Source organism: Streptomyces sp. NRRL S-920 (assembly GCF_000717945.1).
Taxonomy (GTDB): Bacteria; Actinomycetota; Actinomycetes; order Streptomycetales; family Streptomycetaceae; genus Streptomyces; species Streptomyces alboniger.
Genome location: NZ_JODF01000022.1, coordinates 60,357 through 75,562 on the forward strand (window position 1 = coordinate 60,357; position 15,206 = coordinate 75,562).

Annotated in this window: 19 protein-coding genes; 7 read left to right on the plus strand and 12 right to left on the minus strand. The window is 71.3% G+C overall.

Annotation, left to right across the window (positions count from 1 at the left end):
* Nucleotides 1-50: 50 nt before the first annotated feature.
* Nucleotides 51-653, minus strand: coding sequence for a hypothetical protein (locus IG54_RS0118185; protein ID WP_030784832.1), 603 nt, complete (start codon nucleotides 651-653; stop codon nucleotides 51-53).
* Between the two features lie 158 nt (nucleotides 654-811).
* Here IG54_RS0118185 and dtd point away from each other — a divergent pair, with 158 nt between their 5' ends.
* Nucleotides 812-1,249, plus strand: a complete 438-nt coding sequence (gene dtd, locus IG54_RS0118190; RefSeq protein WP_030784834.1) for a D-aminoacyl-tRNA deacylase — start codon at nucleotides 812-814, stop codon at nucleotides 1,247-1,249.
* A gap of 1 nt (nucleotide 1,250) precedes the next feature.
* Here dtd and IG54_RS0118195 read toward each other — a convergent pair whose 3' ends face one another.
* The 3 genes from IG54_RS0118195 to IG54_RS0118205 are packed head-to-tail and all read right to left on the minus strand — an operon-like array spanning nucleotide 1,251 to nucleotide 3,305.
* A complete protein-coding gene (locus IG54_RS0118195; protein ID WP_030784836.1) occupies nucleotides 1,251-2,216 on the minus strand; it encodes a YgfZ/GcvT domain-containing protein in 966 nt (321 codons plus the stop codon).
* Between the two features lie 34 nt (nucleotides 2,217-2,250).
* The gene (locus tag IG54_RS0118200; protein ID WP_030784838.1) at nucleotides 2,251-2,676 is read right to left on the minus strand and encodes a Fur family transcriptional regulator; all 426 of its coding nucleotides are present in this window, start codon (nucleotides 2,674-2,676) and stop codon (nucleotides 2,251-2,253) included.
* A gap of 56 nt (nucleotides 2,677-2,732) precedes the next feature.
* Nucleotides 2,733-3,305: an FABP family protein gene (locus tag IG54_RS0118205; protein WP_030784840.1), complete on the minus strand. Its 573-nt coding sequence runs from the start codon at nucleotides 3,303-3,305 to the stop codon at nucleotides 2,733-2,735.
* Between the two features lie 242 nt (nucleotides 3,306-3,547).
* Here IG54_RS0118205 and IG54_RS0118215 point away from each other — a divergent pair, with 242 nt between their 5' ends.
* Complete coding sequence (locus IG54_RS0118215; protein WP_030784844.1) at nucleotides 3,548-3,910, plus strand: DsrE family protein; 363 nt, start codon at nucleotides 3,548-3,550, stop codon at nucleotides 3,908-3,910.
* Nucleotides 3,911-3,926: 16 nt separating this feature from the next.
* Here the strand turns inward: IG54_RS0118215 and IG54_RS0118220 are convergent, their stop codons facing one another.
* The 7 genes from IG54_RS0118220 to IG54_RS0118245 form a co-directional block, all read right to left on the minus strand.
* The gene (locus IG54_RS0118220; protein ID WP_030784846.1) at nucleotides 3,927-4,187 is read right to left on the minus strand and encodes a DUF3099 domain-containing protein; all 261 of its coding nucleotides are present in this window, start codon (nucleotides 4,185-4,187) and stop codon (nucleotides 3,927-3,929) included.
* A gap of 102 nt (nucleotides 4,188-4,289) precedes the next feature.
* Nucleotides 4,290-4,577, minus strand: a complete 288-nt coding sequence (locus tag IG54_RS0118225) for a DUF1416 domain-containing protein (protein ID WP_030784848.1) — start codon at nucleotides 4,575-4,577, stop codon at nucleotides 4,290-4,292.
* A 44-nt stretch (nucleotides 4,578-4,621) separates the two neighbouring features.
* The gene (locus IG54_RS0118230; RefSeq protein WP_030784850.1) at nucleotides 4,622-5,467 is read right to left on the minus strand and encodes a sulfurtransferase; all 846 of its coding nucleotides are present in this window, start codon (nucleotides 5,465-5,467) and stop codon (nucleotides 4,622-4,624) included.
* Between the two features lie 154 nt (nucleotides 5,468-5,621).
* The gene (locus IG54_RS43795; protein WP_356580218.1) at nucleotides 5,622-5,702 is read right to left on the minus strand and encodes a putative leader peptide; all 81 of its coding nucleotides are present in this window, start codon (nucleotides 5,700-5,702) and stop codon (nucleotides 5,622-5,624) included.
* 229 nt (nucleotides 5,703-5,931) lie between these two features.
* Nucleotides 5,932-6,684, minus strand: a complete 753-nt coding sequence (locus IG54_RS0118235; RefSeq protein ID WP_030784852.1) for a DUF2993 domain-containing protein — start codon at nucleotides 6,682-6,684, stop codon at nucleotides 5,932-5,934.
* Nucleotides 6,685-6,806: 122 nt separating this feature from the next.
* Nucleotides 6,807-8,018 (minus strand): hypothetical protein, encoded by a 1,212-nt coding sequence (locus tag IG54_RS0118240; RefSeq protein WP_030784854.1) that lies wholly within the window; start codon nucleotides 8,016-8,018, stop codon nucleotides 6,807-6,809.
* A gap of 5 nt (nucleotides 8,019-8,023) precedes the next feature.
* A complete protein-coding gene (locus tag IG54_RS0118245) occupies nucleotides 8,024-8,278 on the minus strand; it encodes a MoaD/ThiS family protein (protein ID WP_030784856.1) in 255 nt (84 codons plus the stop codon).
* A 433-nt stretch (nucleotides 8,279-8,711) separates the two neighbouring features.
* On the opposite strand from IG54_RS0118245, the gene IG54_RS0118255 reads away from it, so the two are divergent.
* From IG54_RS0118255 to IG54_RS0118275, 5 genes are all read left to right on the plus strand, one after another.
* The gene (locus IG54_RS0118255; protein ID WP_030784859.1) at nucleotides 8,712-9,479 is read left to right on the plus strand and encodes a response regulator transcription factor; all 768 of its coding nucleotides are present in this window, start codon (nucleotides 8,712-8,714) and stop codon (nucleotides 9,477-9,479) included.
* A 23-nt stretch (nucleotides 9,480-9,502) separates the two neighbouring features.
* Nucleotides 9,503-10,525 (plus strand): LacI family DNA-binding transcriptional regulator, encoded by a 1,023-nt coding sequence (locus tag IG54_RS0118260; protein WP_030784861.1) that lies wholly within the window; start codon nucleotides 9,503-9,505, stop codon nucleotides 10,523-10,525.
* Nucleotides 10,526-10,641: 116 nt separating this feature from the next.
* Nucleotides 10,642-11,658, plus strand: coding sequence for a S1C family serine protease (locus tag IG54_RS0118265; protein WP_030784863.1), 1,017 nt, complete (start codon nucleotides 10,642-10,644; stop codon nucleotides 11,656-11,658).
* 76 nt (nucleotides 11,659-11,734) lie between these two features.
* Complete coding sequence (locus IG54_RS0118270) at nucleotides 11,735-12,472, plus strand: response regulator transcription factor (protein WP_030784865.1); 738 nt, start codon at nucleotides 11,735-11,737, stop codon at nucleotides 12,470-12,472.
* The gene (locus IG54_RS0118275; RefSeq protein WP_030784868.1) at nucleotides 12,469-13,893 is read left to right on the plus strand and encodes a HAMP domain-containing sensor histidine kinase; all 1,425 of its coding nucleotides are present in this window, start codon (nucleotides 12,469-12,471) and stop codon (nucleotides 13,891-13,893) included. Before IG54_RS0118270 ends, IG54_RS0118275 begins: the two co-directional genes overlap by 4 nt.
* Nucleotides 13,894-13,908: 15 nt before the next feature.
* Here the strand turns inward: IG54_RS0118275 and IG54_RS0118280 are convergent, their stop codons facing one another.
* Nucleotides 13,909-15,162: a DUF2993 domain-containing protein gene (locus IG54_RS0118280; protein ID WP_030784870.1), complete on the minus strand. Its 1,254-nt coding sequence runs from the start codon at nucleotides 15,160-15,162 to the stop codon at nucleotides 13,909-13,911.
* Between the last annotated feature and the right edge of the window lie 44 nt (nucleotides 15,163-15,206).

Consider the following 15,206-nt stretch of genomic DNA (forward strand, 5'->3'; position numbering starts at 1 on the left):
CAGCGCACCACCGCCGCCGCACCGGATTTTCACCCCGCCGCCCGCCGCGCTCACACCAGCAGGTCGTCCACCTGCGCCTCGCCCTCCCGGTACCGCCGGGCGATCTCCCCGCTACAGTCGTCGGCCGTGCGCTGGAGCGACTGCCTGCGCCGCGACACCTGCTGTTCGTAGCGGACGAGGCGGCCCATGGCCGTGCGCAGCTCCTCGTCCGTGCGGGCCGCCAGGTCGGACAGCTCGACCTCGGCGAGCATCTCCGTGGCCAGCAGGCGGTACTCCTCGCTGTGCGGGGTGCCGAGCGTGACGTGGCGGGCCGAGGAGCGGTGCCGGGCCGGGGCGTCCGCGAGGATCTCCGAGAGCCGGTCGACGACGGCCGCCTCCGGGCTGGGCGCCGGCGAGTCCCCGCGGCGCGCGATCTCGGCCCGCAGGATGTCGATGCGCCCTTGCAGCAGCCGCCGCACATAGCTGAGGTCGGCCTCGTCCTGCTGCGCGGCCCGGCGCAGCTCCCGAAGCTCGGGCAGGCGCCGCGCGGCCAGGTCGTGCTCGGGCACCTCGGGCAGCAGTGGGCTGCCGGTGCGCTGCTGCGGCGGACGCGGGACCGCCGTACGCCGCAGCGAGACGCGGCCGGGCGACTGCCCCGTACTTGGTGTGCTCATATCGCTCTACCGTCCCCTCGACCGGCCGACGCGGGTGCACCGCGTGTGAGCATGGTGCCACCCCGAGTGGCCGCTATGTGAATGAGTGCCCGGAATCGGCCCCGGATGGGGGGATCCGGAGCCTCTGGATGGGCCACCGGCACGGCATGATGGCCCGTATGCGAGCAGTGGTGCAGAGGGTCGACGGCGCGAGTGTGGTCGTCGAGGGCGAGGACGGCCCCGAGACGGTGGGCGAGATCAGCGGCGAGGGCCTGTGCGTCCTGGTGGGCGTCACGCACGACGACACCAAGGAGAAGGCGGCCCAACTGGCCCGCAAGCTCTGGACGTTGCGCATGCTGGCCGACGAGAAGTCGTGCAGCGACATCGACGCGCCGCTGCTCGTCATCAGCCAGTTCACGCTCTACGGGGACGCCCGCAAGGGCCGCCGCCCCACCTGGAACGCGGCCGCCCCCGGCCCCGTCGCCGAACCCCTGGTCGACGAGGTGGTCGCCCGGCTGCGCTCCCTCGGCGCGACGGTGGCGACGGGCCGCTTCGGGGCGCGGATGCGGGTGGGCCTGACGAACGACGGCCCGTTCACGGTGCTCCTGGAGATGTGACCTAGGGCTGAACGACCACTTCCTGAGCAGCGGCGATGTCCCCGGCGACCAGCTCCGCGTCCACGGGCACGTTCCGCTTGATGAGCCCGAGCGCGATCGGCCCCAGCTCGTGGTGGCGTACGGCGGTCGTGATGAACCCGAGCTTGCGGCCCTCGGCCCCGTCGGCGGCGAGCTGGAGGGGCGTCCCCGCGACCGGCAGATGCACCTCGCTCCCGTCCAGGTGGAGGAAGACGAGGCGGCGCGGCGGCTTGCCCAGGTTCTGGACGCGGGCGACCGTCTCCTGTCCGCGGTAGCAGCCCTTCTGTAGGTGCACGGCCGTGCCGATCCAGCCCAGCTCGTGGGGGATCGTGCGGTGGTCGGTCTCGAAGCCGAGGCGCGGCCGGTGGGCCTCCACGCGCAGCGCCTCGTAGGCGAGGAGCCCGGCCGCGGGGCCGTTCTCGGCGGCGTACGCCTCCAGGTCCGTACGCGGCAGGAACAGGTCGCGGCCGTGTGCCGTCTCGCGTACGGCGACGCCCTCGGGGGCCGGGGCGATCGAGCCGGCGGGCAGATGGACGACGGCGAAGTCGTCGGTCCGGTCGGCGACTTCGACGCGGTAGAAGAACTTCATGCTCTCCAGGTACGCGATGAGCGCGTCCTGGGTGCCGGGCTCGACGTGCGCCCAGAGGGTCTCGCCGTCATCCACGAGATAGAGCGCGTGTTCGATATGGCCGTTGGCGGAGAGGATCAGCGCCTCGGTGGCCTGACCGGCCGGCAGCTCGCTGACGTGCTGGGTGAGCAGCAGGTGCAGCCAGCTCAGCCGGTCGGAGCCGGTGACGGTGACCACCCCGCGGTGCGAGAGGTCGACGAATCCGGCGCCGTCGGCGAGGGCGCGCTGCTCACGGAACAGTTCGCCGTAGTGGGCGGCGACGCCTTCGTCCACGCCCTCGGCGGGGACGGCGCCGGGCAGGGACAACAGGGGGCTCTTCATGTTCACAAAGACTACGACCAGTGGGCGGCGGCTTTTATTTCTGCCGGCACTTCTCGCACTGCCCGAAGATCGCGAAGTGCTTCAGGTCGGTGTCGAACCCGAAGGTCTCCCGCAGCTTGGCGGTGAACTCCGCGGCCACGGAGGTGTCGGCCTCGATGACGCCCGTGCAGTCCCGGCAGACCAGGTGGATGTGGTGGTGCCGGTCCGCCAGGTGGTAGGTGGGCGCGCCGTGCCCGAGATGGGCGTGCGAGACGAGGCCCAGCTCCTCCAGCAGCTCCAGCGTGCGGTAGACCGTGGAGATGTTGACCCCCGACGCCGTCTTGCGCACTTCGCAGAGGATGTCGTCGGGGGTCGCGTGCTCAAGGGTGTCGACGGCTTCGAGGACAAGCTGGCGCTGCGGCGTCAGCCGGTAGCCGCGCTGCCGCAGGTCGCTCTTCCAGTCGGAGTCGGTGCTCGCCACGCCGACAAGTCTAGGTCTACTTGGCGAAGACTGGAGAAGACTGGAGGAGACGACCTCTACTTGAAGAAGGCGATGCCGTCGTCGGGCAGATCGCCGAGGTTGCGCGCCATGTCGGCGACCTCCTCGGGCGTGACGACCTTCTTCAGCTGCGCCGACATGTAGGGGCGCAGCGACACCTCGGGGGTCTGCTTCTCGCCGACCCACATCAGGTCGCCCTTCACATAGCCGTAGAGCCGCTTGCCGCCGGTGTAGGGGCCGGCGGCCGCGGTGCGCGCGACGGCGTCCGTGACCAGGTCGATCTGCGGCTTCTTGTCGGCCAGCTCGCCGTACCAGACCTCGACGACGCCGTCGTCGCGGACCATCACGACCTCGACCTTGCGGTCCTTGTCGATGCGCCAGAAGCCGGACTCGGTCTCCAGCGGCTTGACCTTGTTGCCCTCGGAGTCGAGCACCCAGGTGTACGAGCGGTACTCGATGAAGTCCCGCCCGTCGTGCGTGAAGGAGACCTCCTGGCCGAAGTTCGCCTTCTCGGCGCCGGGGAAGTCGGTGACGCCCGCGCCCGCCCAGTTGCCGAGGAGGAAGGCGAGGGGGACGAGGTCGGGGTTCAGGTCGGACGGAATCTCGATCATGGGAAGCTCAGACGATCTGTGGAGGGGGTGGTGGCGGTGGTCAGCGCTGGCCCTGGTACAGCTTCTTCACGGTGAGCCCGGCGAAGGCGAGAACGCCGATGCAGACAAGGACCAGCAGGGCGGAGAAGAAGGCCTCAAGCACGGGGTGCTCCTCGGTGAGCTGTTGGGGCAGGTATCAGAGCCGGTCCCACTGTAGTCGGGCGGCGCCCGTCCCTCTCTGTGAGGGGCCTTACGATGCGGCCATGGCGAAGAAGCTCGTGATCAAGGTGACCGCCGGGGCCGACGCCCCCGAGCGCTGCTCGCAGGCCTTCACGGTGGCGGCCGTGGCCGTGGCCAGCGGGGTGGAGGTGTCGCTCTGGCTGACCGGTGAGTCGGCGTGGTTCGCGCTGCCGGGCCGGGCGGCGGATTTCGACCTTCCGCACGCGGCGCCGCTGCCGGACCTGATCGACTCGATCATGGCGGCGGGCCGGATCACGCTCTGCACGCAGTGCGCGGCACGCCGGGACATCTCGGAGCAGGACGTCATCGCGGGCGTACGGATCGCGGGCGCGCAGGTCTTCGTCCAGGAGGCGACGACGGACGGCGTCCAGGCGCTCGTGTACTGAGGTATTGCTCGGCTGCCTACCGCGGGTGCCGCTTGCCGTCCAGCTCGTCCCACCACTCGTCGGACTTCGGATCGCCCGAGGGATCGTCCCACCAGCGGTCCTCGGGCCCCCGCCGGTTGGCGACCATGGCGGCGACCGGCGGGATCACCATCGCCACGACGCACATGCCGACGGCGACGGGGATCGACCACAGCCGCACGACGCCCCAGGCCAGGACGAACAGGGCGATACAGCTGCCCATCATGACGAAGTACATATGACGCCGCCGTGCGTACATACGTCCAGCGTAGGCCCGTACGCGCCGAAGAGCCGCACCCCGTTCCAGTGGCGTCCAACCCCCTGGGGTGCGGCCCTTCAGCCGTTCACGGTGCGCCGCGGATCAGACCGCGATCGCCACCTCCGCGAGGCCGCCCGTCTGGGCGACGACCGTGCGGTCGGCGGTGCCGCCGGGGATCAGCGCCCGGACGGTCCACGTGCCCTCGGCCGCGTAGAACCGGAACTGGCCGGTCGCCGAGGTGGGCACCTCGGCGGTGAACTCGCCGGTCGAGTCGAGCAGGCGCACGTAACCGGTGACGGGCTCGCCGTCGCGGGTCACCTGGCCCTGGATCGTGGTCTCACCGGGCTTGATCGTCGAAGCGTCGGGGCCGCCGGCCTTTGCTCCACACATGTCGTACTCCTGAGGATGAGGGGGAGGGGACGGGAGGTCCGCGATTACTTGTTGGCGCCCAGCTCGATCGGCACGCCGACGAGCGAGCCGTACTCGGTCCAGGAGCCGTCGTAGTTCTTGACGTTGGTCTGGCCGAGCAGCTCGTGCAGGACGAACCAGGTCAGGGCCGAACGCTCACCGATGCGGCAGTAGGCGATCGTGTCCTTCGACAGGTCCACCTGCTCGGCCTCGTAGAGCGCCTTCAGCTCCTCGTCGGACTTGAAGGTGCCGTCGTCGTTGGCGTTCTTCGACCACGGGATGTTGCGGGCGCTCGGCACGTGGCCGGGGCGCTGCGACTGCTCCTGCGGGAGGTGGGCCGGGGCGAGCAGCTTGCCGCTGAACTCGTCGGGCGAGCGCACGTCGACCAGGTTCTTGGCGCCGATGGCCGCCACGACGTCGTCGCGGAAGGCGCGGATCGAGGTGTCCTGGGCCTTGGCCTTGTAGTCGGTGGCGGGACGCTGCGGGACCTCGGCGCCGTCGACCAGGTCGCGGGAGTCCAGCTCCCACTTCTTGCGGCCGCCGTCGAGGAGCTTCACGTCCTGGTGGCCGTAGAGCTTGAAGTACCAGAAGGCGTACGAGGCGAACCAGTTGTTGTTGCCGCCGTAGAGGACGACGGTGGAGTCGTTCGCGATGCCCTTCGCCGACAGGAGCTTCTCGAAGCCCTCCTGGTCGATGAAGTCGCGGCGGACCGGGTCCTGGAGGTCCTTGGTCCAGTCGATGCGGACCGCGTTCTTGATGTGGTTCTTGTCGTACGCGGAGGTGTCCTCGTCGACCTCGACGATGACGACCTTCGGGTCCTCGATGTGGGCCTCGACCCAGTCGGCGTCTACCAGGACGTCGCTGCGGCTCATGCTTCTCTCCTCCGGGGCAGTTACGGCGGTACGGCTGTGCGAGGGGACGTGCGGGTACGGCGGACAAGCGCGGGGAGGCGCGGCGTACGTGGCACGGGGGTGGCCCTGACCGAAGTCGTCGACGGGCCGGGGGAATACGGGAGTCGATCTCCCGCTAGAAGGTGCGACAGAGCATGGCGGCGACGCGGCACAGGTCTACTGCCCGCCGCTTCGTGAGGTCCGCCTGTCGGTTCATAGGGCCGATCGTAGGGATGCGGAGGCGGCTGTGTCACCGGGGCTCCGCATACTGAGACACGATCGTCCACCATGTGGGAATGGTTGAAGCCCGGGGCCGCCCCGACGGGGCCCCGGGCTCCATGTCACGCCCATCACATCCGCCCGCCGGACGGGTCCGTCTCGCTCTGCGGACGAAGCCCCGGCGGAAGCCGCGGCCGAAGCCGCGGTGAAAGCCCCGGCGGCGGGGTTCAGCCGGTCAGGCTCACGTCCGTACCCGTCACGGACATGTCCACGCCGTCCGGCGCCGCCTCGACCTTCTCCAGCTTTATCCCGGCCGGCAGGTCGTCGACCTTCTGTTTGAAGTCGGTGACGTCGCGGACCATGCCCTCGGGCAGCGGGAGGGAGACGCCGAGGACCTCCAGCTTCTTCGGGATCTCGTCCGCGTGGACCACGATGCTGTCGCCCTCGACCCGCACCGAGCTGAGCACGTGGACGGGCTTGGGCAGCTTCGTGCCGCCCTTGCTCACCTCGACCTCGACCTTGACCTTGCCGTTGCCGCCGTCGGAGAGGCCGACCACCTTGCCGGTGGCGCCGAGCGGCAGCTCCACGGGCTCGGACTTGCCGGCCTTCAGGAGTTCGTCGTACGAGACGCGGGCCGTGCCCGTGGCGGTCGCGGCGGTCGCCGAGCTGTAGTCGCCGGAGAACTTCACGCCCTTCATGTGGGCCGTCAGATCGGCGATGCGGATCGAGTCGGAGCCGGACCTGGCGTCGTAGTCCTTGATGCCGACCTCGACCTCGTCCAGCTCACCGCCCGCGACCTGCGTCAGGAACGGGAACCCCTTGATGGAGACGTCGGGCGTCTCGCTCAGCCCCTCGTTGGTGCGCAGCTTCTTCGCCGCCTCGCCCTCGGCGAAGTTCACGGCGAGCCGGTCGGCCGCCACGAAGAGCCCTCCGAGGATCACCACGACGACCAGAAGTATGCGTATGGCGCGCTTGCTCATGTCCGGCGTTCCCCCACCTTGTCCCCCGCCTCAACTGTCCTTTCCGCGAGCCTAAAGGACAGGTCCCCGGCCGGTGGGACCGGCCGGGGACCTTGTCGATCAGCTGTGACGGTGTACGGCCGTCAGCCGATGGCCCGCCCGAGGACGTAGACGGCCGGCGCGGCGGCGGCCAGCGGCAGCGCGACGCCCGCCGTCATGTGCACGAAGCGGGACGGGTAGTCGTAGCTCGCCACGCGGTGCCCGATCAGCGCGCAGACCCCCGCGCCGAAGGCGAGCAGCGCCCCCTTGCTCCCCAGGTCGGTCATCCCGCCGACGGCGACCCCGGCACCGGTGGCCGCGAGCAGCGCGACGACGACGGAGACGGGCGTGGGCAGCGGCAGCGCGCGGGCGAGGACCGCGACGGCGACCGCGGCACCGCCCACGGTGACGGCGTCGGACGCGGCCGCGAGGTGCCCGGCCGCGATGATCGCGAGCGCGGCGGAGACGACGGTGGCCATGAGCCCGTACATCCGCTCGTCGGCACCCGCGCGGCTGCGCAGCTGGAGGACGAGCACCAGCAGCACCCACACGCCGAGCGTGCCGAGGATGGCGGCGGGCGCGTTCTCCTTGCCGACGCCGAGCAGGACGGCGTCGGCGACGACCCCGCCGAGGAAGGCCAGCGCGATGCCCTGCCGCGCCGGCCACATGCCGTTGAGCCGGAACCAGCCGGCCGCGGTCACCGCTTGCAGGATCACCAGCGGTACGAGCAGCGCGTACGACCCGACGGCGGCGCCCGCGGCGAGCAGCAGCCCGAGGACCGCGGTCAGGGCCGCGGGCTGCATCCCCGGCTCTATGACGGGCGAGCGGCCCTCGGCGCGGGCGCGCTGGGCGTCGGTGACACGGGCGTTGCCGGTGGTGGTGGCGGGGCCGTAGGTGGGCGCGTCACCGGAGCCGCCGTCGAAGTCCCCACCCGGGCCCTCGGCGGGCCGGTCGTACGTGTCGCCCTGCGCGGGCAGATACGCGGTCTCCGTCACGTCCACCGCGACGACGGGCGGCTGCGCCTGCGTCTCCCAGGTCTGCCCCTCCCACTGCTGGGTGGAGTGGTCCTGGGCGTACGCCTGCGGGTACTGCTGCTGATCCGGATACGGCTGCTGGGCGTACTGCTGCTGATCCGCGTACGGCTGCTGCCCGTACTGCTGCTGATACGGCTCCTGCGCGTACTGCTGCTGGTCCGGATACGGCTGCTGGGCGTACTGCTGCTGGTCCGGGTACGGAGCCCCGGGGTACTGCCCCTGCTCGGAGTACGGGTCGTACCCCTCGTACCCCTCGTGCCCCTCGTACGGCTGATTGGACATGGCGCTCATCCTCCTGCGAACGGCGGGAGCACCTCGACCGTGCCGCCCTCGGCCAGCCGTACGGTCTCATGCCCGCGGGTCCCGACGGGGTCACCGTCGATCAGGAAGGAGCAGCGCTGGAGCACCCGGACCAGTTCTCCCGGGTGCCGCTCGCGGGCGGCCTCCAGCGCTTCGGCGAGCGTCGCCGCCGCGTACGGCTCCTCGGCGACGCCCGCGGCCGCCTTGGCAGCGGCCCAGTAACGAATGGTGCCGTTCACCATGCGACTCCCCTTTCAGTCGGCGGTCGCCGAGGCCTCGGTCGGCGTTGCCGACGTCCATGATGCCGTGGCCCCCGCTCTCGACCGGCGAAAGGGGGACAGGGCCCCACTCGTGCGGGTGGATTCGCGTGCGGAGCCCGAAGGCGAGTGATCGGCCGCACAGAAGATCGCACCGCTCGACCTGCCGGACCGGAACTCATGTGGGCTATTCTGCTGGGCAGAGGATCCGGGCAGCGCAGCCCCCGGGTCCTTTTGTGCTTTCAGAACCCCGGGCGCGGGTTATGGAAGACAGCGTGACCCAGTACGAAGCAGTGCCGTAAACGCCCCAAGCTCTGAATGAGCAGGGGGACCCCTCCGCAGGGACCGAGGAGGAACCAGACGTTATGGGCGAGCGAAACGTGCACGACAGTCAGACGACCCGGGCAGGTGGTCGGCGGTGAGTTCTCTGCTGCTCCTGACCAATGCCCTCCAGCCGTCGACGGAGGTGCTCCCCGCCCTCGGCCTGCTCCTTCACAACGTGCGCGTCGCCCCCGCGGAGGGGCCCGCTCTCGTCGACACCCCCGGTGCCGACGTCATCCTCATCGACGGCCGCCGTGACCTCCCCCAGGTGCGCAGCCTCTGCCAGCTGCTGCGCTCCACCGGGCCGGGCTGCCCGCTGGTCCTCGTCGTGACGGAGGGCGGCCTCGCGGCCGTCACCGCGGACTGGGGCATCGACGACGTACTCCTCGACACGGCGGGTCCCGCCGAGGTCGAGGCGCGGCTGCGGCTCGCGATGGGCCGCCAGCAGATCACCTCCGACGACTCCCCCATGGAGATCCGCAACGGCGATCTCTCCGTGGACGAGGCGACGTACAGCGCGAAGCTCAAGGGCCGGGTCCTCGACCTGACCTTCAAGGAGTTCGAACTGCTCAAGTACCTGGCGCAGCACCCGGGCCGGGTCTTCACCCGCGCCCAGCTGCTCCAGGAGGTCTGGGGCTACGACTACTTCGGCGGCACCCGCACGGTCGACGTCCATGTGCGGCGGCTGCGGGCGAAGCTCGGTGTCGAGCACGAGTCGCTCATCGGCACGGTCCGGAATGTCGGTTACCGCTTCGTCACCCCGGAGAAGGTGGAACGGGCGGCCGACGAGGAGAAGGCGAAGGCGGCGACACCGCGGACCGAGTCCGCCGAGGAGGAAGCCGCCGTACGCCCTACGGCACGGTAGGTCCATCCGCGTAGACTGCGCGCGTGGCCAAGGTGACGCGGGACGATGTGGCGCGACTGGCGGGTACTTCGACCGCTGTCGTCAGTTATGTCATCAACAACGGACCCCGGCCGGTCGCCCCGGCCACGCGCGAGCGCGTACTCGCCGCGATCAAGGAGCTGGGCTACCGCCCCGACCGGGTCGCCCAGGCCATGGCGTCCCGCCGCACGGACCTCATAGGCATGATCGTGCCGGACGCGCGCCAGCCGTTCTTCGCGGAGATGACGCACGCGGTCGAACAGGCGGCGGCCGAGCGCGGAAAGATGGTCCTCGTCGGCAACTCCGACTATGTGGAGGAGCGCGAGACGCACTACCTCCGCGCCTTCCTCGGCATGCGGGTCTCCGGCCTCATCCTCGTCAGCCACGGCCTGACCGACCAGGCCGCCGCCGAGATAGACGCGTGGGACGCGCGCGTGGTGCTGCTGCACGAGCGGCCCGAGGCCATCGACGACGTCGCGGTCGTCACGGACGACATCGGCGGCGCACAGCTCGCCACCCGGCATCTGCTCGAACACGGCCACGAGTACGTCGCCTGCCTCGGCGGCATGGCCGAGACCCCGACCGTCGGCGACCCCGTCTCCGACCACGTCGAGGGCTGGCGGCGCGCGATGCGGGAGGCCGGGCGGTCGGTGGCGGGGCGGCTCTTCGAAGCGCCGTACAACCGCTACGACGCGTACCAGGTGGGCCTGGAGCTGCTCGCCGGGCCCGACAGGCCCTCCGCCATCTTCTGCTCCACGGACGACCAGGCGATCGGCGTGCTCCGGGCGGCGCGGGAGCTGCGCATCGACGTCCCCGGGGAGCTGGCCGTGGCCGGCTTCGACGACGTCAAGGAGGCGGGGCTGACGGATCCCCCGCTGACGACCGTGGCCTCGGACCGGCCCGCGATGGCCCGCGCGGCGGTGGACCTGGTCCTGGACGACGGCCTCCGCGTCGCCGGCTCGCGCCGGGAGCGGCTGAAGCTGTTTCCCTCGCGGTTGGTCGTACGGCAGTCCTGCGGCTGCGAGTAGCTGGCCTCTGGCCTTGGGCGGGGCCCCCGGGCCTTTATAAGGGGCATACGTACTTCTGCCGCCCTTCTCAGGACGTACTCAGCCCGCTCTCATGTACGCCGGTCAATCTCAAGGGCATGACCGAGACCTTCCGCCCGAGCGGCGAGTACCCCCCGCAGCAGTCGTCCGCGCCTGTGCACCACGGCGGTACGCAGGGCGCCTGGCCGCCCCCGCCCGCCCACGCGCCGGAGGCACCACGGACCGGGCCCGCCCCGAGGCGCCGCCGTGCCAAGGGCCCCGTCGCCCTCCTCGCCGCCGTCGCCATCGCGGCCGCGGCGGTCGGCGGCGGAACCGCGTACGCCGTGCAGACGCTCACCGACCAGGGCACCCACTCCTCCGCCACCAGCACGGACGCCGTGCCGACCAGCAAGAAGGGCACCGTCTCCGGTGTCGCCGAGGCGGTCGGTCCCAGCATCGTCGAGATCAGCGCCGCCACCGCCCAGGGAAAGTCCACCGGCTCCGGTGTGATCACCACGAGCGGCGGCGAGATCGTCACGAACAACCACGTCATCGCCGGGGCCACCTCGATCAAGGTGCGGACGGCCGACGGGAAGACGTACGACGCCGAGGTCGTCGGCACCGACAGCAAGAAGGACCTCGCGCTCATCCAGCTGAAGGGCGCCTCCGGGCTCAAGCCCGCGACCCTCGGCGACTCCGACAGCGTCAAGGTCGGCGACGAGGTCGTCGCCATCGGCTCCCCCGAGGGCCTGACCGGCACCGTCACCAGCGGCATCGTCTCCGCGCTCGAACGGGACGTCACCGTCTCCACCGGCGAGGACCAGGAGCAGCCGCGCAGTCCGCGGGGCGGCTGGCCGTTCGAGTTCGGCGGGCAGGAGTTCAACGGCGACACCGGGTCGTCGAAGACCACGTACAAGGCGCTCCAGACCGACGCCTCCCTCAACCCCGGCAACTCCGGTGGCGGCCTCTTCGACATGAACGGCAATGTCATCGGCATCAACTCCGCGATGTACTCGCCCAGTTCGGCGCAGGCGGGCGCCGAGTCGGGATCCGGCAGCGTCGGCCTCGGCTTCGCCATCCCCATCGACACCGTCAAGGACGACCTCGGCAAGCTCCGGTCCGGCTCGAAGACCTGACCCGCGCCGCCCGTGCCCGCGTGCGAGGCTGATAGCGGCCCCGTTTTCGCCCCTTACCCGAGGAAGTCCGAAGCCCATGAGCCCCGCCGAAGGCGACCGCACCGGTGACCGCGAGCAGCTGCGCATCCTGATCGTGGACGACGAACCCGCCGTGCGGGAGGCGTTGCGGCGCAGCCTCGCCTTCGAGGGGTACGGCACGGAGGTCGCCGTCGACGGCGCCGACGCGCTGGAGAAGGCCGCGGACTGCCGCCCCGACCTCGTCGTACTCGACATCCAGATGCCCCGCATGGACGGCCTCACCGCCGCCCGCAGGCTCCGCGCCACCGGCTCGACCACGCCGATCCTCATGCTGACCGCGCGCGACACGGTCGGCGACCGCGTCACGGGCCTCGACGCGGGGGCCGACGACTACCTGGTCAAGCCGTTCGAGCTGGACGAGCTGTTCGCCCGTATCCGCGCGCTGCTGCGGCGCAGCTCGTACGCCGCCGGGGCGGGCAGGGCCGCGGAGGGCGACACCCTCGCCTTCGCCGATCTGCGGATGGACCTGGCGACGCGCGAGGTCACGCGGGGCGGGCGCACCGTCGAGCTGACCCGCACGGAGTTCACCCTCCTGGAGATGTTCCTCGCACACCCCCGCCAGGTCCTGACGCGCGAACAGATCCTCAAGGCCGTCTGGGGCTTCGACTTCGAGCCCACCTCCAACTCCCTCGACGTGTACGTGATGTACCTGCGCCGCAAGACGGAAGCGGGCGGCGAGCCGCGCCTGGTGCACACCGTGCGGGGCGTGGGGTATGTGCTGCGGGGCGGCGAGTGAGCGGGCTCGTCCGGCGGTTCCGGGGGCTGCCGTTGCGCTCCCGGCTGGCGTTGCTGGTCACCGTGGCGGTGGCCCTCGCCGTCGCGGCGGTCGCGGTCTCCTGCTGGGTGCTGACCCGCGCGCAGCTGCGGGACCAGCTGGACGCCTCGCTGCGCAGCCTGAACGTGGGCCGCGTCTACCTGGACGTGACGGCCGCGGACTGCAACGACGGCCGCACCCGCCCCGACGGTGAGACGGCCCCCGGCACCACCACCGTCTTCGTCCAGATCATCCGGCCGGACGGCTCGCGCTGCGTGGGCCGCGACTCCACGCCCGTGGTGGTGCAGGACTCCGACGTCGAGGTGGCCCAGCACCTGCGGGCGGAGAGCCTGCACGACGCCAGGACGGACGACGGGGCCGCGGTGCGCGTGCTGACCCTGGTGGACCCCGACAGCCGCTACACGGTGACCCTGGCCCGCCCGCTCTCGGAGATCGACGAACCGCTGAGCAAGCTGGCCCTGCTGCTGACCGCCGTGGGCGGCATCGGCATCCTCGGCGCCGGCGCCGCCGGCCTGTGGGTGGCCCGCACCGGACTCCGCCCCGTGGACCGCCTCACCGAGGCCGTGGAGCACGTGGCCCGCACCGAGGACCTGGACCTCCGTATCCCCGTCGAGGGCGACGACGAGATCGCCCGGCTGTCGGAGTCCTTCAACTCCATGACCGCCTCGCTGGCCTCCTCCCGCGACCTCCAGCAGCAGCTGATCGCCGACGCGGGCCACGAGCTGCGCACCCCGCTGACCTCCCTGCGGACGAACATCGAACTCCTTGTCCGCAGCGAGGACACCGGCCGGGCCATCCCGCCCGACGACCGCCGCGCCCTGCTCGCCTCCGTCAAGGCGCAGATGACGGAACTCGCCGCGCTCATCGGCGACTTGCAGGAGCTGTCCAGGACCGACGCGGGCCACGGCAGCAAGGTCCAGGTCATCGCCCTGCACGACATCGTGGAGGCCGCCCTGGAACGGGCCAGGCTGCGCGGCCCGGAGCTGACCTTCACCGCCGACGTGGCCCCCTGGTACGTCCGCGCGGAGCCCGCCGCCCTGGAACGAGCCGTGGTCAACCTCCTGGACAACGCCGTGAAGTTCGGCCCTCCCGGCTCCGCCGTCGAGGTGGCCCTGCGCGGCGGCGAGCTGACCGTACGCGACCACGGCCCCGGCATCCCCGCGGACGAACTCCCCCACGTCTTCGACCGCTTCTGGCGCTCCCCCTCCGCCAGGAGCCTGCCGGGTTCGGGCCTCGGCCTCTCGATCGTGGCCCGCACGGTGGGCCAGGCCGGCGGCGAGGTCACTCTGGGCGCGGCGGACGGCGGCGGCACGGTGGCCTCCGTACGCCTGCCGGGCGCGTCGACACCCCCTCCGGACGCGATGCCACCGGGCGCGCCCTGACCGGAGCCCGGCGGCTCAGCCCCCGAAGCCCAGCCCCACTCCCGTCAGACGCACCCGGATCCCCTCCTTCTCCACCGTCACGTCCCGCAGCGACACCGTGCCCTCGCCCGGCAGCTTCGGCAGCTGGAAGGCGAGGGTGAGGCGGTCGGCCAGGGCGGGGCGGGTGAGCTGGGAGAGGCCCTTGAGCAGGGCGGGGTCCAGGCCGAGCTTCTTGAGCAGCCAGGGGTGGCCCATCGCCACGTCGATGAGGTTCAGGCCCATCACGTCGTTCACGAAGCGCGGCGAACCGGTGAGGTCATGGAGCTTGGCGTCGCTCTTGAGGGCCTCCCGCACCACGGACTCGGGCACGCCGAGCCGCTTGACGATCGCGGGCACGGACAGCAGTGCCTTCGCCTTGGCGGTCTCCTTGGCCACGCGGTCCGCCGAGGCGCGCGACAGGTGCAGGCCCTCCTTCTCGCGCGTGCCCGGTCGGTAGGTCGCCAGGTCGCCGAGTTGCAGGCTCATGCGGCCGATGTCGGTGGAGATCCCGCGCTCGCCGTTGCGCTGGATGCGGGCGTCGGCGCGCACCTTCAGGTCGTGCCCCGCGACGGGCAGCGTGCCGCGCGCGAGGACCTGGTCGCGGCCCTTGCCGGTGAACGTGACCTGGGAGGCGCCCAGTTCGCGGTTCAGGTCCTCGAAGGAGAGCAGCACCTCGCCCTCCATCGCGCCGATGCGGGCGCCCTTGACCGAGGTGGGCCCATCGCCCTGGATCGTGATGTCCGTGGCGGTCGCGGAGACCTTGGCGAGCGAGACGCGGTCGGCGGCCACGTCCGGGACGGTCACCTTCACCTGGTCCAGGCGCTTGTCGAGCACCTGCGTGAGGAACGGGAACCCCTCGATCTCGACCTCGGGCGCCGCGCTCAGGTCCATCTGCTCCTTGAGCTTCTCCGCGGCCTCGTGCTCGGCGTAGAGCAGGGCCCAGCGGTCGCCCAGGACGAGGAAGGCGGCGGCGACCAGGACCGCCACCAGGGCCTTCGCGGCGAGCGGCAGCCCGGCGAAGCGGCCGCGGGCCCTGCCCCTGCTACGGCCGCGGCCCCTGGACCTGCTTCGGCGGCGGCTGCCGCGCCGGTGGTTGGGCGGCTCCCAGGGAGCCTCGTCGGCCGCGTCGGGCTTGTCCTCGTGGAGGAACTCGTCGAGCGGGTTCGGCGCGAGTGCGGCCAGCTCGTCGTACGGGTTGGTGTAGGGCTTGTCCGGGGGTGGTTCCGTGGTTATGCGGTGGGGGGAACGCATCAGATGATCTCACCATACGTTCACACCCCACCCCAAGTTCAGCC